The organism is Anaerostipes sp. CAG:276, assembly GCF_000432215.1.
GTDB lineage: Bacteria > Bacillota > Clostridia > Lachnospirales > Lachnospiraceae > Anaerostipes > Anaerostipes caccae.
Map to the genome: position 1 here is coordinate 31,357 of NZ_FR889202.1, position 19,838 is coordinate 51,194.

A 19,838-nucleotide genomic window follows, 5' to 3' on the forward strand; every position below is an offset into this window, starting at 1 on the left:
TTTGGTCTCTTTATGTTTATCGACATAAGGAGACTTTTTAGTCCGTTATGAAAGCAAAGAAATTCCTCGGCGGAATAAATGAATATTCTGTGAGGCTGCATAAAATGAGAAAGGAAGGACAATATATGAGTTACTACAGTGTAAATCTACCCAGGTATACCATTGGAGAAGGCTGTTATCGGGAAATTCCGGAGAAGGCTCGTTTTCTTGGAAAGACAGCAGTTGTCATCGGAGGAAAGACGGCAATGTCAAAAGCAAAAGAGAAGCTTTTGGAGGGGGTGAAGGATTCTGACGTGCAGATTTTGGACTTTATCTGGTACGGAGGAGATTCTACATACGAAAACGGGAATGCTCTGATGGAGCAGGATGTGGTGAAGCAGGCAGATATGATTTTTGCCGTTGGAGGAGGACGTGCCTGTGATACAGGTAAATATCTGGCCAATGAGCTGGACAAACCGCTGTTTTGTTTTCCTACAGTTGCATCCAACTGTGCGGCAGTGACTGCGATTTCAGTGATTTATCATCCGGATGGTTCTTTTCGCGAATACTACTATCCCAAAGCAGCGGACCATACATTCATTGAATCATCAATTATAGCCGATTCTCCGGGACAGCTCCTCTGGGCAGGGATCGGAGATGCCCTGAGCAAGGAATGTGAGGCCGTGTTTGCGTCCCGGGAAGATGAGTTATCTCATACGCCTATGATGGGAGTCCAGCTGAGCCGTATTTGTACAGCTCCGCTGATAGACTATGGAAAAAAAGCGCTGGAAGATTTAAGGAAGAAAAGAGTTTCCTATGAACTGGAACAGGTGACGCTGGATATTATCATCAGTACAGGACTTGTTTCCAATATGGTCAGCAGTGCGCCTGATTACTACTATAATTCAAGTCTAGCACATTGTGTATATTATGGATCAACGGTTACGGAGGGAGGGCACCGTCATCTTCATGGGGAAGTAGTGGCCTTAGGAGTACTGTGTCTGCTCACATTTGCGAAAGAGTTTGAAGAACGTGATAAAATCGCAAAATTCAATCTGAGTATGGGGCTTCCGGTTTGTTTTGATGATATAGAAGTGTGTGAGAACGAATTTTATGCAATGGCAGATAAGGCTCTTACAACGACAGAATGGGAGTTTCGTCCAAAGAAAAGCGGAGTGACAAAAGCAAGTTTTATTCAGTGCATGAAAGAAACAAATATTTACGGAAGAGCATTGAAAGAATGTCTTACTTCATAAATTTGGTGAAATTATGTCTATATCTGAAAGAATATCTTGAAAAGAGTCTGAAACAGTTGTAAAGTAAACCTTATCGTGCGAAGCGCGCCAAGCCCCAAGGGCATAAAATACGGTGTGCCCTGTGGGTAGAGCTTATCGCGCAGAGCGTATTTCACTGAAAAATAGATGATCTCTGTAAAACCTAGGAGTAAAGAAAATGATTGAGATGAATCAAGATGAGTTTGATGCCCTGACAGAATACATTCAGAAAAGATATGGGATGAAGCTTTCCAACAAAAGAAATTTAATTCAGTGCAGGATTCAGCATGAGCTGGAACGGCTGCATCTGGAGAGTTTTTTGGAGTATGTAAAGACAGTAAAGAAAGATCCGGAGACAGAACAGAATTTAATTGATCTTACAGCCACGAATTATACATATTTTATGAGAGAAAGCGGGCAGTTTGAGTATCTTGAGCATGAAATATTACAGAGATTAAGAGATAGAGAAAACGTATTTCGCATATGGAGCGCAGGCTGTGCCACTGGTGAGGAATGCTACACGATTGCCATTACAGCGGAGGAATGCCGCAGACGGGGGTGGAAACTTCCCAAAATTGAGATTACCGGGACAGACATCGCAAAACACGAACTCACACAGGGAGAGGAAGGAAAGTACCTGCCCCGGCAGCTTATAAAAGTTCCGGTGGACTGGAAGATGAGATATTTTAAGAAGGATGGAACTGTTTATGCAGTGACTCAGCTGATTAAGGATATGGTGCGGTTCCGCTATCACAACCTGGCAGAGCTTCAGTGGCCGGATGAGCAGTATGATGTGATTTTCTGCCGGAATGTGATTGTGTATATGGATATCCAAAAGAAAAAAGAGATTTTGCAGGGTCTTTATCAGTCTTTAAAACCGGGAGGATATTTATTTCTCGGGAACGGAGAAATTATTCGGCCGGGGCACGGGAAGTGGGAGTTTTTAGGACATTCTGTTTATCAAAAAAAGTAATATGGACAGTCTCAGGTTTTTGATCTGGGGCTGTTTTTTCATGTATTAGATAAAGTAATACCTATATTGTTTAAAGGGTATTTGTTATAATATTTTAGATCAAAAGATATCTTTACATGGCAATGAGCAATTATTTGCAGCGAAATATAAATTGTATTTGCCCACATGATGAAGAGTTGAGAGCGGAAACAGAGAGTCAGAAAGCAATAAATTTTTACAGCAGAAGGAGAAAAAGGACGAGGAATTATAATGGAAGCTACATCTGAAAGCAAACCAAAGAGATATACTTGTATAGGAATTTTAGCCCATGTGGATGCGGGAAAGACAACCTTGTCGGAAGGTCTGCTCTATGAGAGCGGCAGCATCCGGAGCATGGGAAGAGTTGATAATAAAGATGCGTTTTTGGATACCCATGAGATTGAGAGGAACCGGGGGATTACTATATTTTCAAAGCAGGCAGTGTTCCGGTTCGGAGAAATGGAAATTACACTCCTGGATACACCGGGTCATGTGGATTTTTCTGCCGAGATGGAACGGACTCTGCAGGTTCTTGATTATGCGGTCCTTGTGATCAGCGGTGCCGACGGGGTGCAGGGTCACACGCAAACGCTGTGGAGCCTGTTGGAGAAATACAAAATTCCGACCTTTTTATTTATCAATAAGATGGATCAGCCGGGTACTGACAAACAATGGATTTTGACAGAATTAAAAAATCGGCTCGATGAGGGCTGTGTTGATTTCAGCAGGGAGTGCGGTGAGGATTTTTATGAAGATATCGCAGTTTGCGACGAAGGACTGCTCAACACATACTTAGACAGCGGAAGGATTGGCAGCAGGGATATTGCAGAGATCATTGCAGAGAGAAGGGTATTTCCCTGCTATTTCGGGTCTGCATTGAAAGCAGACGGAGTCCGGGAATTTCTGCAGGGAATTGGGTCTTATACCCGGCCTGTGGATTATCCCGAAGAATTCGGAGCAAAGGTGTTTAAAATCTCCAGGGATGAGCAGGGCAGCCGCCTGACTCATTTAAAAGTCACAGGAGGTGTGCTGAAAGTAAGATCGGCGCTGATACAAAAACCCAAAGAGGAAAAGGTCAGTCAGATCAGGATTTATTCCGGAGAAAAATATCAGACGGCGGAGGAAGCACAGGCAGGAATGATCTGTGCGGTCACAGGGCTTGCGGATACCCGTCCGGGAGATGGGTTTGGTATCGAGGATACCGGGTATGAGCCGGCGCTGGAACCGGTGCTTACTTATCAGGTCATACTGCCGGAAGGAGTGAGTGCTGGAGTAATGCTCCCAAAATTGAGGCAGCTTCAGGAGGAAGAACCTGAACTTCATATTGTTTGGAATGAGCAGCTTCAGGAGATCCAGGTGCAGATCATGGGGGAAGTGCAGCTGGAAATACTGAAAAGCCTGATTGCAGAACGGTTTGATACAGAAGTTGAATTCGGGACTGGAAATATTGTCTACAAGGAGACTATTAAAAATACAGTGGAGGGTGTTGGGCATTTTGAACCTTTGAGGCACTATGCGGAAGTACATCTTTTCATGGAGCCGTTGGAGCCGGGAAGCGGTCTTCAGTTTGATACTCAGTGCAGTGAGGACATGCTGGATAAAAATTGGCAGAGGCTGATCCTGACTCATCTTCAGGAACGGGAGCATTCCGGAGTCCTCACCGGTTCGGCGATAACTGATATGAAGATCACGTTAGCGGCGGGCCGGGCACATTTAAAACATACCGAGGGCGGTGATTTCCGGCAGGCTACTTACCGGGCGGTGCGCCAGGGCCTGAAACAGGCGGAGTCGGTCCTTTTAGAGCCGTACTATGAGTTTCGCCTGGAAGTGCCTCAGCAGATGGTGGGACGGGCTATGTCGGATATTGAGCGGATGTACGGAGAGTTTGAGAATCCTCAGACAGAGGGAGAGATGTCAGTTCTGACCGGAAGTGCTCCGGTCTCAGAGATGAACGGCTATCAGAGAGAAGTCATAGCTTACGCGAAGGGAAGGGGCCGTCTTTTTTGTGCCCTTAACGGTTACAGGCCCTGTCACAATGCAGACGAAGTGATCGAAAATACCGGCTATGATTCTGAACGGGATACAGATAATCCGACGGGTTCTGTCTTCTGCTCACACGGGGCAGGATTTACAGTGAGCTGGGACAAGGTCAAGGATTATATGCATGTGGACAGCCAGCTTACAGATAATGAAAAAGAGACAGAGGAAGAGAATGCGGTGCGCCGTTCTTATACCGAAGAAGAATGGATTGATACGGAGGAGATCGACCGGATTCTGGAACAGACTTATTTTGCGAACCGAAAGAAAAAGACCGGATGGGCCAAAAAGAAACTGGAGAGGACAATAGATGATTATAAGAGTTCGGCTTTCAGGGCTTCAGTGAAGAAAAAGCCGGGTGAAAAATATCTGCTGGTGGACGGCTATAATATTATCTTTGCCTGGGAGGATTTAAGAGAACTGGCAGAGGCAAATATCGACGCTGCCAGAGGAAAACTTTTGGATATTATGAGCAACTATCAAGGAATCAGAAAATGTCAGCTGATCGTTGTTTTTGATGCCTACCGCGTTGTGGGCCATGATACGGAGATACTCGATTATCATAATATCCATGTGGTATATACGAAGGAAGCGGAGACTGCAGATCAATATATAGAGAAGTTTGCGCACGAACATGGACGGAAATATGATGTTACGGTGGCCACCTCTGACGGCATGGAACAGATCATTATCCGGGGCCAGGGGTGTTCTCTGCTCTCAGCCAGGGAACTGCTGGAAGAAGTGAATCTCGCCAATCAAACACTCAGAGAAAAATATTTAGAAAAGCAGCAAAAGGACCGCAGTTATTTGCTGGACTCTATGTCTGAGGAGGAGCTGAAAAAGATAAGAGATTTAGAATAAGCCAAAAGCGAGGAGGAGAACAAATGCAGCTGGGGATTACGATTACGTTACAAAAGCATCTGAAGGTAAAACAGCCGCCGTATGGGCAGCCCACCGACTTGTTTTTTTGCTGGGAACTGCATGTTATACGTTTTATGGGAAAAAGAGCATTGGCTATGGTCAATGCAAACAATCGGTTCTTTGTGATGCTCGCGGGAATGAAAGCAGCGGACTGGAAAGTGCTGCCCGAAAGGGCAGAAGAAGCCATAGAGGCCGGTCTGCGCAGTGAGGGATATAAAGAGGAGCAGATCAATGCTTACTTTAATCTGGCCGGAGCGCTAAAGATCACAAAGACTCACGGGCGGAAGCCTGTGGCGGGGCTTAATAAGGCAATAGAACGCCTGGATTATACAGATGAGCCCTGGAATCTGGGAGAGATGTATCAGGAGGATATTTGTCATTGGGTGAACCGAGATATTTGTTCGCCGGCCGGTTTTGAGACATATGATCATCCGTGCGCATTATTGGAAGAGGATATGAAACGGGTTGGAATTGTTAAGAGAGGGAAAGGGCAATGATGCTTAGGAGACAGGATAAGGTTGGAATAGTATGCTGTTCCAACGGACTTTCAGACTCGGCCCGGCCCGCTGTGATGCCGCTGGAAAATGCCCTGAAGGAGCTGGGATTAAAACCAGTCTTCAGCCGGTATCTTTATGCCGGTTCCTCAGTTTTTGACAGAACCGGGAGGCAGCGCGCAGGGGAACTTATGGAGTTTTACCGGAATCCCGGAATCAGGGCGGTCTTCGATATTTCGGGAGGAGATCTGGCCAATGAAGTTCTGACGAATTTAGACTTTCAAGTCATAAGAGAACATCTAAAACCATTTTTCGGATACAGCGATCTCACTGTAATCGTAAACGCAGTCTTTCAGCAGACAGGCCGGAAATCTTATTTGTACCAAGTCCGGAATCTGGTCATGGATCACTCAGAAGAGCAGAAAAAGAATTTTAAAGATTCACTGCTTGGAAACGGTAACGGCCTGTTTCAGTTCAGGACCAGGCTGATCAGAGGAACATCAATGGAAGGCATGGTGGTGGGAGGAAATATCCGCTGTCTGCTGAAGCTGGCAGGAACCCCGTTCTGGCCGGATATGCAGGATAAGATCTTATTCCTGGAGAGCAGAGGAGGGGAGGTTCCTCAGATGGTCACGTATTTAAACCAGTTAAAACAGATTGGAGTCTTTGAGCAGGTCAATGGAATTTTACTCGGAACATTTACAGCAATGGAAGCCGGAGGATGTCTTCCAAGGATGGAGGAGTTGGTGAAGAATACGGCTGGTCCGGGAATTCCCATTGCAAAGACGGAGGAAATCGGTCATGGGACAGATTCAAAATGTCTGATTATTGGAAAGAAATATAGATTCGGCGTATAAATACTTGACAGGCTAGTGTTCACTACCCTATACTGAAGATGACAGAAGCTAGCAATTACTAGCCATATATGGCGTGTCAAAGGAGGGCAAGAGTATGCAGGATTTTCGGCTGGAGAAGTATTTAAGTGACGGGGTTGAACGTATCCTCCGCGGTATTTTGAGAGTTTCAGATCCAAGGGGAAGCTTTTTTATGCTGAAATTTATGGCGGCGGGAAAAAGAGCACGAAGATTAAGAGAAATTGCAGAAGAAGAGGGCGGGCATATTCCGCCATTTTTAATTGCAAGTATTACGAGTCAATGCAATCTTCACTGCAAAGGATGTTATGCCAGGGCCAGCGGAGCCTGTGCTGAAGGTCAGCCTGAAGGAGAGCTTTCCGGCGCTCAGTGGAATGATATTTTTGATCAGGCAGAAAAACTGGGCATAAGTTTCATCTTGCTGGCCGGAGGGGAACCTTTGATGCGCAGGGATGTGATAGAATCTGCAGGCAGACATAAAAAGGTGATCTTTCCGGTGTTTACGAATGGGACTTTAATGCAGGAAGGCTGCCTTACATTGTTTTCGGAAAACAGGAATCTGCTTCCGGTGCTGAGCATTGAAGGCGGCAAGGAACAGACGGATGCCAGGAGAGGAAGCGGAGTCTATCAAAGGCTCAGACAGGCCATGGGAAGTTTAAAAAAATGGAGCCTTTTATTCGGCGCATCGGTTACGGTGACAAGGGAAAATCTTTACGAGGTCACGTCGGAAGAATTCCTCGGTGAACTTGGAACAAATGGCTGTAAGGCGGTCGTTTATGTGGAATATGTACCGGCTGACGGAAAGACAGAGTATTTAGCTCCGGGGGAAGAAGAGAGAGAAGCGTTGGAAAAAAGGATCCGAAAGCTCAGAGAGGAACAGGAGGATATGGTGTTTATATCGTTTCCGGGAGATGAAAGGGCTTCGGGAGGATGTCTGGCGGCAGGCAGGGGATTTTTCCATATCAATGCATCCGGCGGCGCAGAGCCCTGTCCGTTTTCTCCCTATTCAGATACCAGTTTGGTACATACAAGCCTCAAAGAGGCACTGCAGTCTCCACTTTTTTCGAGACTGCAGGAAAGCGGAAGCCTTGAGAAATTTCATACCGGAGGCTGTGCCCTGTTTGAACAGGAACAGCTGGTAAAAGATTTATTACAGGGAGAGAGATGATGAATACAAAAGAACGGATTGTGAAAGAAGCGCTCACGCTATTTTCTAAACATGGGTATCAGGGGACCAGTGTGAAAAACATTGCGGATGCGGTAGGCATAAAAGACAGTTCCTTATATAAGCATTTCAAAAGCAAGAAAGAAATATTTGATACGATTGTTCAGGAGATGTCGGTTCGGATGGAGCAGATGTCCAAGGAGTACGGCCTGCCCGATGAACACGATATGGCAGAAGCCGCAGAGCTTTATGGAAGCATCAGCGAGGAAGGGATTCTTGCTCTCAGTGAAAAGATTTTCCTGTTTTATCTGAAAGATGAATTTGCGTCTAAGTTCCGCAGGATGCTTGTGATCGAGCAGTACAGGGACAGAGAGGTGTTTGAAGTGTACCGGGGGCTTTTTATGGATGCGGCAGTGTCCTATCAGACAGAATTGTTTGCGGAAATGACCGCCAGGGGCATTTTCCATGGGAAAGACCCAAAAGCCATGGCAGTTAATTTTTATGCCCCGATTTTTTTCCTGCTGAACCGATATGACCAGGAACCGGACAAGGAAGAAGAGGCATTGGAGGCGTTGAGAAAACAGGTAATGGAATTTTCGAGGCTGTATAAATAGACAGAACTTATACTATGAGAGGGGGAAATATGAAATTAATCATTCATGATCTGGACGAAGAAGAATTCAAAAATATATTTTCTGAACCGGACGAAGATGTAGTCCTGATAGGAAACAGCGGGGAAATCCTTAATTGTATCGGCTGTTTCGGATGCTGGATCAAGACTCCGGGCAAATGTATTATAAGAGACCAGTATGGTGATATGGGAGAACTGCTTGCCCGGTGTGAGGAGGCCCGGATCATCAGCCGGTGCTGTTACGGAGGCTACAGTCCTTTTGTGAAAAATGTGCTGGACCGGAGCATCCCTTATCTGTATCCGTATTTTAAGATTAAGAATGGCGAAATGCACCACAAACAGAGATACGATAAAATATTAAAATTAAAAGTGGGATTTTACGGAGAATGTATATCAGAAGATGAGAAGCGGACTGCAGAGGAGCTTGTTAGAGCTAATGCGGTCAATCTGTATGCCCAGGTGCAGGGAATACGGTTTGTGAAAACACCGGATGAGTTAGGAGGAAGGTAACATGAAGATTGTATGTATCAACGGAAGTCCTAAGCCTTCAGGGAGCAGTTCCGGGGTTATTTTAAAGGAACTCAGAGATTTGCTGAAAGGGCAGGACATAAAAGAAATTTCTGTCCGAAAGCCGGAATTGACGGAAGAAATGAAAGCAGCAGTCATGGACAGCGAGTGCCTTGTATTTGCGTTTCCTCTATATGTGGACAGTGTACCTTCTCATCTGACGGCTGTGCTGCAGCAGATGGAAAAATTGTTTCAGGAATCTGAGACTGACAGGATGGTCTATGCGGTTGTAAACTGTGGATTTTACGAAGGATATCAAAATCATATTGCCCTAAACATTATGAAGTGCTGGTGTAAGAAAGCAGGTCTCTCATGGGGACAGGGCCTTGGCATCGGCGGGGGAGGAATGATCCCCATGCTTTCTGATATACCGGAAGGAAAAGGAATCAAGAAAGATTTCTCCGCTGTGCTGAAAGAGATGGCGTGCAGTATCAGCACCGGGCGGAAAGCCGAAGACCGGTTTGTTTCTCCGGGGATACCGAGAATCATGTATAAGCTGGCTGGTCAGATGGGATGGAGAAAACAGATCAAAGAAAATGGACTTTCAGTAAAGGAACTGTCCAGAAGGATTTTAAAATAAGTATTTTACGGGGGACTGGATCATGAGAAGAAAAGACAGGGAAATCACAGATCCTGCGAAGATCAGGGCAATTATTTCGGCGTGCAGCTGCTGCAGGCTGGGATTTGCGGATGGAGAAAGCGTCTATATCGTGCCTTTAAGTTTTGGATACTGTGAGGATGGCGAAAAGAGGACTTTTTATTTCCACAGTGCAGGTGAGGGCAGAAAAATTGAATTGATCTCCAAAAATCCCTGTGCAGGGTTTGAACTGGATACAAATTATAAGCTGAATGAGAGTACAAAAGCCTGCGGCTATTCCGCCCGGTTTCAGAGTGTTGTAGGAAGCGGAAATGTATCATTTGTGGAAGATACGAATGAAAAAAGAAAGGCGCTTTTGGCTATTATGTATCAAAACACCGGGAAAGAAGAGTGGGAGTTTTCAGAGGAAATGTTTGACGCAGTGTGTACTTTTAAGCTGGAAGTGAGTGAGATGTCCTGTAAGGAGCATTCCTAAAACGAAAAATGTAAAATATTTCTAAAATTTAAAGAAGGGTATACCACACCCGGGGAAATTGTTATATAATAGCAGTATTCATGAAAACCAGATGTTGATGGAGAAGGTATATGGACACTTTAGAATATTTAACAAAAGAGGTACAAAAGTTTTGTGAGGACAGAGACTGGGATCAGTTTCACGGGCCAAAGGATCTGGCCATCGGGTTGTCAACCGAGTCCAATGAGCTTCTGGATCTGTTCCGGTTCAAATCAGAGGAACAAATGGGGGAGATGATGGATCGGGATACAGCACGGGAACGCATATCGGAAGAACTTGCGGATGTGTTTTTCTTCCTTCTCCGCTTTTCTCAGATGTATGAATTTGATTTGAAAGATTCTCTCCTTGCTAAAATTGAAAAAAACGGAGAGAAGTATCCCGTGGATAAAGTAAAAGGAAAGAATTTAAAGTATACGGAGTTAAAAACGACTACAGAATGAAAGGTTACATATGGAGGATGCACGCGGATTACTGAAACAATATTTCGGATTTGATGACTTCCGGGAAGGCCAGAAGCCTTTAATCGACGCGGTTTTAGACGGGCGGGACGTTTTGGGTATCATGCCCACGGGTGCCGGGAAATCGCTCTGCTTTCAGATCCCTGCGCTGATGATGCCGGGGATTACGCTGGTTGTTTCCCCTTTGATCTCTCTGATGAAGGATCAGGTGGGAGCATTGAATCAGGCCGGGATACATGCAGCTTTTCTGAACAGTTCATTGAGCATGGGACAGTATAGAAAAGCCCTGGATCTGGCACGGGAAGGCAGGTATAAGATCATATACGTGGCTCCGGAGCGGCTGGAGACAGAGGGATTTTTACGGTTTGCTCTTTCGCCCGGCGTGGATATTTCTTTTTTGGCTGTGGATGAAGCACACTGTGTATCTCAGTGGGGACAGGATTTCCGTCCCAGCTATTTAAAGATTCTTTCCTTTTTGGAGAAGCTGCCGAGGCGTCCGGTTTTAGGGGCGTATACGGCTACGGCCACTGTGGAGGTAAAAGAGGATGTCCTGGATATCCTAAATCTGAGAGACCCGCTGGTCGTGACAACAGGATTTGACCGGGCAAATCTGTTCTTTGGAGTTAAGAAGCCCAGAGATAAATACCGGGAATTAGAATCCTATTTAAGAGAGAAAGAAGAAAAAATGCCGGGAAGCAGCGGCATTGTGTACTGCCTTTCCAGAAAAAGTGTGGAAGAAGTATGTTATCAGCTCAGAGAAGCAGGATTTTCGGTGACCAGATACCATGCGGGACTGTCGGATACAGAACGGCGTGAGAATCAGGATGACTTTATTTATGACCGGAGACAGATCATGGTGGCAACCAATGCGTTCGGCATGGGTATTGATAAACCGGATGTGCGTTTTGTCATTCATTATAATATGCCGAAGAATATGGAAAGCTATTATCAGGAAGCCGGAAGGGCAGGACGAGACGGAGAGCCAGCAGAATGTATCCTGTACTTTGGTGCCGCCGACCAGAGGACCAATCGTTTTTTGATTGAACACGGCGAGGATAATCAGGAACTGGACGAGGAGACCCGCAGGATCGTCATGGAAAAGGATCTGGGGCGGCTGAAACAGATGACATTCTACTGTGCAACCAGCAGCTGTCTGCGGCATTATATCCTTGATTATTTTGGAGAAGAAAGCAGCGCGGAATGCCAGAACTGCAGTAACTGTTTAGAAGAATTTGATCTTTTGGATGTGACAGAGCAGGCAGAGGCAGTTGTCAGATGTATCGAAGGCTGTCAGAGAAGTTTTGGAGTCAATCTGATCGTGGATGTCCTGAGAGGGGCAGACAATCAAAAGATTCGTCAGAGAGGACTGGAGGAAAATCCGGAATATAAGGCATTGCCGGATATGACAGTTCCGAGACTGAAACAGCTGATCAATGAGATGATGATGCAGGGATTTTTAAACCTGAGCAATGATGACTATCCGGTAATAGAATTGACAGACCGGTCCGAAGAGCTTTTGAGCGGTGAAAAACTTGTTATAAAAGTTCCGAAGAGAGAAGAAAAACAGGCGCCGAAAGCCAGGAAAAAGAAGGCCGGAGCTGCTTCTGCTCTGGAAGAAAAAGATATGGGTCTGTTCGAAGAACTCAGGAAGCTTCGGATGGAGATCGCAAAGGAGGAGAAGATACCGCCGTATATGGTATTTTCGGATAAGACGCTGGCAGGCATGAGTGAGGTAAGACCGCAGACTCTGGATGAGATGCTTAATATAAGCGGAGTGGGACAGTTTAAGCTTGAAAAATACGGGGAGAAGTTTCTTGAGAGTATTAAAAAGTATGAAGAATAAGAAAGACAGAGAACTGAAGGAGGAGATGAAATGGCTGTCAGAAAGATCCGTACCGGAAATGATCCGATATTAAAGAAAAAGTGTAAGACGGTGCCTGAGGTGGATGACAAGGCAAGACAGCAGCTTGACGATCTCATGGATACTCTGCACAGTGCAGAAAACGGGGCGGCACTGGCTGCGAACCAGGCCGGTATTCTAAGGAGAATGATCGTCATTGACCATGAAGGGTATTATTTAAAACTGGTAAACCCTGTGATCGTTGAGAGCAGCGGGTCACAGGAGTGTGTGGAAGGGTGTTTAAGTTTTCCGAACCGTTTCGGTAAAACTATTCGTCCGGCCAAAGTGACGGTAGAAGCGCTGGATGAACACGGACATGAAGTATCTTATACGGTGGTAGGTGAGATGGCAAAGTGTTTCTGCCATGAGATCGATCATTTGGATGGAGAAGTATTCATAGATAAAGTATATGAATACGTAGGAATCGATGAGTAAAGAAAAGGTCCTCGTTTTGTTCGGTGACTCTCTCACCGACTACTTTCCTATGGAATTGTTTAAAGATGTGGAGGCGCAGGTTTATAACAGAGGTGAGGCGGGCAATACAGTGCCGGAGATGGCTGCCAGGGCAGAGATGGATGTGGTTTCGCTGAGACCGGATTTAGTTCTAATGCAGGGCGGGGCCAATGATTATCTGCTTCCTTTTTACCGGGGCGCAGAGGTGATAGCCGGTCAGCTGTTGAGGACGGCAGAGCGGATTTTGGAGAAACTCCCGGGGACAAGGATTTGTATCGAATCACTGTATCCAATGTATACGAAAAAAACAGGAAATGGAATTCCTTTCTGGTCAGAAGGGAAGTCAAACAAAGAGATACAGGCTGTTAATTCAGAAATTGAGAGACTTTGCGGGGAAAAAGAAATACCATATGTGGATGTTTACCGGGAATTAATCGGGGAGGATGGAGAACTGCCGCTTTCTTATACGGTAGATGGTGTTCATCTCAGCAGAGAGGGATATAAACAGGTGTGGAAGGTATTGTCCCAAGTGTTGACAGCGGAAAAATTCCTGAGATAGAATTGTGGATAAAATGTGCCTGAGACGGAAAAGGAGAAAAATATGGGAGAAAAAAGGCTTTCAGACAGTGCGGCAGAGGAGATCCTTGCGATGATCACGGTTGAAAAACGGTTTCTGCCCGGTGATAAACTGCCCAATGAAAACGAACTCTCACAGGAGATGGAGATCAGCAGGACGACACTTCGGGAAGCGGTCCGGGCCTTGGTCGCCAATGGTATTTTGGAGATTCAAAGGGGCCGGGGGACATTTGTGAAACAGGATATCGACACGGATGATGTGAAGCTGCTCACGCCTTTGAAAGATGTCAAGGTGAATGCTAGGGAGCTCTATGAGATGAGATTGATCTTCGAGCCGGAAGTGGCCTATTATGCGGCTTTGAGAGCCAGTGACAAGGAACTTGACCGGATTCTTTCTTTCGGGCGTCAGGTGGAAGAAAAGATCCGGAAGAAGGAAGACCGGACAAATGAAGAGCAGATGTTTCACAGATCCATTGCGAAGGCTACTCACAATGAGTTTATGAATCAGCTGATGCCTGTGATCTATCAGGGAATCGGAGAGGGAGTCACGCTGTCCAGGCAGAAAGAGATGGCGGTACAGGATACCTTAAAGGATCATCAGCTGATCATGGAGTTTCTGGAAGCCAGAAATGCGGAGGGAGCCAGGAGCGCTATGAGGATTCATATCCTACATGCAATGAAAGAATTAAAAATATAAAGTTCAAGAGAAGGCGCAGGCCTTCTTTTTTTATTACTTAGGAAAGACCTTGTCACGCTAATGTGTGAAAGTGTTTCCTGAGTAATAAAAAACGCTCCGCGGGTTGTACACAGATGCGTAAGGAAATCATTTGACTACGTCAAATCGCATCTGGTACGCAAAGTTGTCAAGCCCTTCAAAGAGGTAGTGTTGGGGAGCTGAGATAGGCTTGCCCACTTTATTCTTTAGAAAATAGATACTATGTATATATTGACATAAGACATCATATGAATTATAATACGACAAACAAGAGGTATGATGTCTTAAATTAAGAGGAGGTTATTATGATGAGAAGTGACCGCATAAAACAAGGTGATAAATCAGCCCCGCAGCGTTCTCTGCTGTATGCTCTGGGCTTCACGGAAGAAGAAATGGAACGGCCGCTGATCGGTATTGTCAGCTCAAAAAATGAAATTGTCCCGGGACACCGAAATTTGGATAAAATTGAGGAGGCAGTTAAGCAGGGGGTGGCTTTAGCAGGAGGAGTGCCTGTTGTATTTCCGGCTATCGCCGTATGCGACGGCATTGCCATGGGACATGAGGGAATGAAATATTCTCTGGTGACCAGAGAACTGATTGCCGATTCCACGGAAGCTATGGCCGAGGCCCATCCTTTCGACGGACTTGTGATGATACCAAACTGTGATAAAAATGTGCCGGGACTTTTAATGGCGGCGGCAAGGCTTAATATTCCGTCTATCTTTGTAAGCGGCGGGCCGATGCTGGCAGGAACCATGAAGAAAAAGAGGATCAGCTATTCCACGGTATCGGAAGCAGTGAGCAGACATCAGACAGGTGAGATCACAGCAGAGGAACTCAGGGTGTGTGAACAAAAGGCATGTCCCACCTGCGGTTCCTGTTCCGGTATGTTTACGGCCAACAGCATGAACTGTCTGACCGAAGTGCTGGGTATGGGACTACCGGGAAATGGAACGATACCCGCTGTTTACTCTGAGAGGATTCGTCTCGCCAAGAGAGCGGGCATGCAGATTATGAAGCTGGTGAAGAAGGGGATCAGGCCATCGGATCTTATGACTGAGAAGGCATTTGAAAATGCCCTGGCAGTGGATATGGCTTTGGGATGCAGCACAAACAGCATGCTCCATCTTCCTGCTATTGCCCATGAGTGCGGAATCCGAATGGACTTAACCATGGCGAATGCTATTTCGGAAAAAGTACCGAATCTGTGTCATCTGGCGCCGGCCGGAGAGAGCTATGTTGAAGACCTGAACGAAGCCGGCGGCATTCCTGCAGTTCTGCATGAGCTGGATAAACTGGGACTGATCCGCACGGATCTGCTTACCTGTACTTTAAAGACAGTGGCTGAGAATATCAAAGGAAAAGAAATAAGGGATAAAACGGTGATCCGGCCTGCAGAGGACCCATACAGCAGGACCGGAGGGATTGCTGTTTTAAAAGGCAATCTGGCGCCGGAAGGATGTGTGGTGAAGCGGTCTGCGGTGGCAGAAGAGATGCTCTGCCACAGTGGAAGAGCAAGAGTCTTTGATGGTGAGGAAGCAGCCCTTGAAGCAATCTATGCCGGCAGGATCGAACCCGGAGATGTAGTGGTCATCCGGTATGAGGGTCCAAAAGGGGGACCAGGTATGCGTGAAATGCTGAATCCTACTTCTGCTATTATGGGCAGCGGTCTTGGAGACAGCGTGGCACTGATCACGGACGGCAGATTCTCAGGCGCTACAAGAGGAGCGGCCATCGGCCATGTTTCGCCGGAGGCAGCCGTAGGAGGAACCATTGCACTTGTGGAAGAAGGGGATCTCATTGAAATCAATATCCCTGACCATAAAATCCAGCTTCTGGTAGATGAGGAAGAGATCAAAAACAGAAAAAGCAGATGGCAGCCAAGACAGCAGAAATTAAAAAACGGATACTTGAAAAGGTATGCCAGAAGTGTCACATCAGGCAGCACAGGCGCCATTTTAGAGTAATACTATTTGGGAAATATAAAGATGACAGAGGTTTTTTGGAACCTCTGTCATCTTTTTTGCGTCTATAAAAAGAGATGACGCACAAAAGTTAATTAGAGGAATTAACCAAATATTAGATTGAAATGAAGCTATTGTTCCTTAATGTCTTGGTTAAATTGTGGAAAATGAACTTAATGATTGACAGCCTGAAATGATTCTTCTATGATGTAGTTGCAATTAAGAAACAGTGTTCCGGATAACGGAACAAGTGAAAGGAGGCAGTATGAAAACATTAGTTTATGCCGGACCTGGAAAGGTGGAAGTTCAGGAGAAACCTTTTCCTGAACTAAGGCCGGGACAGGTGCGCATAAAGGTGCATTACTGTGGTATATGCGGTTCTGACATCGGGATTTTTTCAGGAAAACATCCCAGGGCAAAGGCACCGCTTGTACTGGGGCATGAATTTATCGGCATCATAGAAGAAACTGCAGAGGACAGCAAAAAATTCAAAAAGGGTGACAGGGTTGCGCCGTATCCGCTCTTATCCTGCGGGGAATGCTTTGCCTGTGCCAATGGGATCCCTCATGTGTGCGATACTTTAAAGCTGATCGGAATCGATGTGGACGGGGGAATCGCGGAGTTTATCTGCTGCGATGAGGATGTATTGTTTAAGCTTGATGACGGTATCACGGATAAGGCGGCAGCAGTGATTGAACCTTTGGCAGTGATCATAAGGACGATGCACCAGGCAGATTTTTAAATGCTGAATACAGCGGCGGTCATCGGGGCAGGACCGATCGGAGTACTCACTGGAATTGTACTAAAACATGCGGGAGCTTCCAGAATCATTATTTCTGACGTAGATCAGCAAAGGCTGGACATCTGCAAAGAATTCGGACTTGAAACGGTGAATGTACAAGATCATAACCTGGAAGAGTACATAGAACAACAGACAGATGGAGCCGGTGTTGATACAGTGTTTGAGTGCAGCGGTTCTGCTCAGGCGGCGGCACAGATGACAAAGATATGCCGGATCGGAGGCAGGATCTGTCTGACCGGCGTACATAAAGAGCCCCATGCAGTCAATCTGCAGTATGAAAAATGAAGGTTGATGACAGGGGGTCAGAAAATGAAGAAGTTATCAGATGCAACTTTATTGCCGCAGTCAGGCATCAGGAGGATGTTTGACCTGGCAAAGAATAAAGAAAATACCATCAGTTTTGTTCTTGGAGAACCGGACTTTGACACACCTAAAAATGTAATAAAGGCGGCACAAAAAGCACTGGAAGAGGGACAGACCCATTACACGGACAACTCCGGAATTCTGCCTTTAAGACAGGCTATTGCCAGAGAAACAAAGAAGTATGATCATGTGGCCTATAATCCGGAAAATGAAATCCTTGTATGTACTGGAGGCATGGAGGCCCTGTATCTGAGCATGGCTACCCTCCTGGATCCGGGGGATGAAGTGCTTATTTCAGACCCGTGCTATGCAAATTATTATGGGCAGATCAGCATGAATCACGGGGTGCCGGTGCCGGTTCCCGTGTACGAAGAAAATGGTTTTAATTTTACCTATGAGGGGCTTTCAAAAGCAGTGACAGACAAGACAAAAGCCATACTGCTCAATTCTCCGTGCAATCCTACGGGGGCAGTGGCAGGACGGGAAGTCATGGAAGATATTGCAAGAGTGGCTCTGGAACACGACCTGTATGTGGTCTATGATGCGGTTTACAAACATCTGCTGTATGAGGGTGAATATGTGAATATCGCATCTCTGGACGGCATGAAAAACAGAACAATTTACATTGATTCCTGTTCAAAGACCTATGCTATGACAGGATGGAGGATCGGATATCTGGCAGGACCGAGGGAGATTGTGAGTCTGATGCCAAAACTTCAGGAAAATGTACCTTCCTGCGTCACCACATTTGCCCAGTACGGTGCGGTAGAGGCGATCAGCAGCGGGCAGGAATCCATAAAACAGATGCATGACCAGTATGCAGAGAGAAGAAAGGTACTTCTGGAATGTATTGAGAATATCGAAAAGATTTCCTGCAGACCGCCGAAGGGAGCCTTCTATGCTTTCATTAACATTAAGAAGACAGGACTTGGATCTGAGGAGTTTGCAGAACGGCTGCTGAATCAGGAGGGAGTCGTGGTTGCACCCGGATCTGCATTCGGAGAGCAGGGAGAAGGTTATATAAGGATCTCCTATGCGACTTCCGTGGAGACGATCAGAAAAGGAATGGAAAGAATACAGAAGTTTGTAGAGAGCCTGTAAAGGGGAAAGGAGGATATTGAATAATGAAAAATGAATCAAATACACAGTTAAAAAGAAGTCTTGGACTTAGTACGGTTATGCTGTCGGTCATCGGCATGGTCATTGGCTCCGGAGTATTTTTCAAACCGCAGGCAGTCTATACGATTACCGGCGGAGCACCGGGGATCGGGCTTCTGATCTGGGTGTTCGCAGGGCTAATTACACTGTTCGGAGGACTAACTACCGCAGAGCTTGCCGCATCCATTCCAAAGACGGGAGGGCTGGTATCCTGGGTGGAAAAATGTTTCGGACAGGGACTCGGCTATCTGCTTGGATGGTGTGAATCCGTTGTTTTCTGGCCGGCCAATGTAGGAGCTTTAGGAACCATTTTTTCTATACAGGCGCTGAAACTTATCGGGGTTAGTGATAAATATACGATTCCGTTCGCCATCTTCATGGTATTTTTCCTGATCGTCTGCAACTGCCTGGGGGCAAATGTAGGAGGCATGATCGGAAATGTATTTACTGTTGCAAAACTTGTGCCTCTGGCTGTCATTATCCTGATGGCTTTTACATCCACACAGAGCAGTCCGGAAAATCTGACGCCGTTTATTCAGAGAGGAGACTCGTTTATTGCCATCTTTGCCACCGGAATGCTGACTTGTATGTATGCCTATGACGGGTGGATTCATGTGGGAAATGCGGCAGGTGAAATGAAGAATCCGAAAAAAGACCTTCCAAAGGCCATTGTGCTGGGACTCAGTATTGTCATACTCGTATATGCAGTTATCAACATCGGTTACCTTCTCGTTATACCGGCAGACCAGCTGGCAAATACGGCTACACCGGCAGCAGACGTTGCAGCTAAACTGATGGGAGGCAATATGGGTGCCAAGCTGATTACAGTGGGCATTTTGATTGCAGTATTTGGTACTTTAAACAGTAATATTATGATGGGTATGAGAATCCCCTATGCCATGGGAGTGCAGAATAAGCTGCCGTTCAGCAAACAGTTTGCCTATCTGCATCCGAAGTATGCAACTCCGGTTGTAAGCGGTATTTTCCTGCTGGCAGTGACCTCTATTATGATCATTTCAGGTTCTTATAACTCTCTGACCGATATGTGTATGTTTGTTATCTGGATCTTCTATACGATAGCATTTTATGGCGTGATCAAGTTAAGGAGGGATGAGCCGGACCTCAAGAGGCCTTATAAAACCCCGCTTTATCCGCTGATTCCTATTCTGGCTATCCTGGGAGGACTGTTTGTAGTAATCATTACAGTCTTTACACAGCCGGTCAATGCGCTGATAGGCGTAGGACTTACTTTGCTGGGCCTTCCGATTTATCTGTCCAGAAAGGATAAATTTAAGGATCTGAGTCATTTGGATGAAGACAGCAAAGGAGAAACCGGGGATCTGTGATCTGTGTAATGAAACTGCAGATTGTGGTATAATAGCTGTAATAGTCGAGAATTAGGAGGG

20 protein-coding genes are annotated in these 19,838 nt (G+C 46.0%); all 20 read left to right on the plus strand.

Features of this window, described 5'->3' with window-relative positions; genetic code table 11:
• Positions 1-125 precede the first annotated feature (125 nt).
• A complete protein-coding gene (locus tag QVP35_RS13290) occupies positions 126-1,235 on the plus strand; it encodes an iron-containing alcohol dehydrogenase family protein (RefSeq protein ID WP_182483062.1) in 1,110 nt (369 codons plus the stop codon).
• Between the two features lie 196 nt (positions 1,236-1,431).
• The gene (locus tag QVP35_RS13295) at positions 1,432-2,226 is read left to right on the plus strand and encodes a CheR family methyltransferase (RefSeq protein ID WP_006567676.1); all 795 of its coding nucleotides are present in this window, start codon (positions 1,432-1,434) and stop codon (positions 2,224-2,226) included.
• 249 nt (positions 2,227-2,475) lie between these two features.
• Positions 2,476-5,142 carry a translation factor GTPase family protein gene (locus QVP35_RS13300; RefSeq protein ID WP_006567674.1) on the plus strand — a complete coding sequence of 889 codons (2,667 nt, stop codon included), beginning with the start codon at positions 2,476-2,478 and terminating at the stop codon, positions 5,140-5,142.
• A gap of 23 nt (positions 5,143-5,165) precedes the next feature.
• Positions 5,166-5,699 carry a DUF6933 domain-containing protein gene (locus QVP35_RS13305; protein ID WP_006567673.1) on the plus strand — a complete coding sequence of 178 codons (534 nt, stop codon included), beginning with the start codon at positions 5,166-5,168 and terminating at the stop codon, positions 5,697-5,699.
• Positions 5,696-6,553, plus strand: a complete 858-nt coding sequence (locus QVP35_RS13310) for a S66 family peptidase (protein WP_006567672.1) — start codon at positions 5,696-5,698, stop codon at positions 6,551-6,553. Before QVP35_RS13305 ends, QVP35_RS13310 begins: the two co-directional genes overlap by 4 nt.
• 94 nt (positions 6,554-6,647) lie before the next feature.
• Positions 6,648-7,736: a radical SAM/SPASM domain-containing protein gene (locus QVP35_RS13315; protein WP_022261254.1), complete on the plus strand. Its 1,089-nt coding sequence runs from the start codon at positions 6,648-6,650 to the stop codon at positions 7,734-7,736.
• Positions 7,736-8,347, plus strand: a complete 612-nt coding sequence (locus QVP35_RS13320) for a TetR/AcrR family transcriptional regulator (protein ID WP_022261255.1) — start codon at positions 7,736-7,738, stop codon at positions 8,345-8,347. The genes QVP35_RS13315 and QVP35_RS13320 overlap by 1 nt, the downstream gene beginning before the upstream one ends.
• Before the next feature lie 29 nt (positions 8,348-8,376).
• The gene (locus tag QVP35_RS13325) at positions 8,377-8,874 is read left to right on the plus strand and encodes a flavodoxin family protein (protein WP_022261256.1); all 498 of its coding nucleotides are present in this window, start codon (positions 8,377-8,379) and stop codon (positions 8,872-8,874) included.
• A gap of 1 nt (position 8,875) precedes the next feature.
• Entirely contained in the window at positions 8,876-9,511 is a 636-nt protein-coding gene (locus QVP35_RS13330; protein ID WP_009289393.1) for an NAD(P)H-dependent oxidoreductase, read from the plus strand.
• A 22-nt stretch (positions 9,512-9,533) separates the two neighbouring features.
• Positions 9,534-10,004 carry a pyridoxamine 5'-phosphate oxidase family protein gene (locus QVP35_RS13335; protein WP_006567667.1) on the plus strand — a complete coding sequence of 157 codons (471 nt, stop codon included), beginning with the start codon at positions 9,534-9,536 and terminating at the stop codon, positions 10,002-10,004.
• Positions 10,005-10,114: 110 nt separating this feature from the next.
• On the plus strand, positions 10,115-10,483 hold the full coding sequence (locus tag QVP35_RS13340; protein WP_006567666.1) for a nucleotide pyrophosphohydrolase: 369 nt from the start codon (positions 10,115-10,117) through the stop codon (positions 10,481-10,483).
• A gap of 10 nt (positions 10,484-10,493) precedes the next feature.
• Positions 10,494-12,344 carry a DNA helicase RecQ gene (gene recQ, locus QVP35_RS13345; protein WP_009289392.1) on the plus strand — a complete coding sequence of 617 codons (1,851 nt, stop codon included), beginning with the start codon at positions 10,494-10,496 and terminating at the stop codon, positions 12,342-12,344.
• A gap of 30 nt (positions 12,345-12,374) precedes the next feature.
• On the plus strand, positions 12,375-12,836 hold the full coding sequence (gene def, locus QVP35_RS13350; protein ID WP_009289391.1) for a peptide deformylase: 462 nt from the start codon (positions 12,375-12,377) through the stop codon (positions 12,834-12,836).
• Positions 12,829-13,413, plus strand: a complete 585-nt coding sequence (locus QVP35_RS13355; protein WP_009289390.1) for a GDSL-type esterase/lipase family protein — start codon at positions 12,829-12,831, stop codon at positions 13,411-13,413. The genes def and QVP35_RS13355 overlap by 8 nt, the downstream gene beginning before the upstream one ends.
• Before the next feature lie 42 nt (positions 13,414-13,455).
• Positions 13,456-14,127: a FadR/GntR family transcriptional regulator gene (locus QVP35_RS13360; protein WP_022261257.1), complete on the plus strand. Its 672-nt coding sequence runs from the start codon at positions 13,456-13,458 to the stop codon at positions 14,125-14,127.
• 326 nt (positions 14,128-14,453) lie between these two features.
• The gene (gene ilvD, locus QVP35_RS13365; RefSeq protein WP_039930278.1) at positions 14,454-16,112 is read left to right on the plus strand and encodes a dihydroxy-acid dehydratase; all 1,659 of its coding nucleotides are present in this window, start codon (positions 14,454-14,456) and stop codon (positions 16,110-16,112) included.
• Positions 16,113-16,374: 262 nt separating this feature from the next.
• Positions 16,375-16,851 (plus strand): zinc-dependent alcohol dehydrogenase, encoded by a 477-nt coding sequence (locus tag QVP35_RS13370; RefSeq protein ID WP_009289387.1) that lies wholly within the window; start codon positions 16,375-16,377, stop codon positions 16,849-16,851.
• Positions 16,852-17,196 (plus strand): zinc-binding dehydrogenase, encoded by a 345-nt coding sequence (locus tag QVP35_RS13375; RefSeq protein ID WP_022261258.1) that lies wholly within the window; start codon positions 16,852-16,854, stop codon positions 17,194-17,196.
• A gap of 24 nt (positions 17,197-17,220) precedes the next feature.
• Positions 17,221-18,375, plus strand: a complete 1,155-nt coding sequence (locus QVP35_RS13380) for a pyridoxal phosphate-dependent aminotransferase (RefSeq protein WP_022261259.1) — start codon at positions 17,221-17,223, stop codon at positions 18,373-18,375.
• Positions 18,376-18,398: 23 nt separating this feature from the next.
• Complete coding sequence (locus tag QVP35_RS13385) at positions 18,399-19,778, plus strand: APC family permease (protein ID WP_006567658.1); 1,380 nt, start codon at positions 18,399-18,401, stop codon at positions 19,776-19,778.
• Positions 19,779-19,838: the final 60 nt, after the last annotated feature.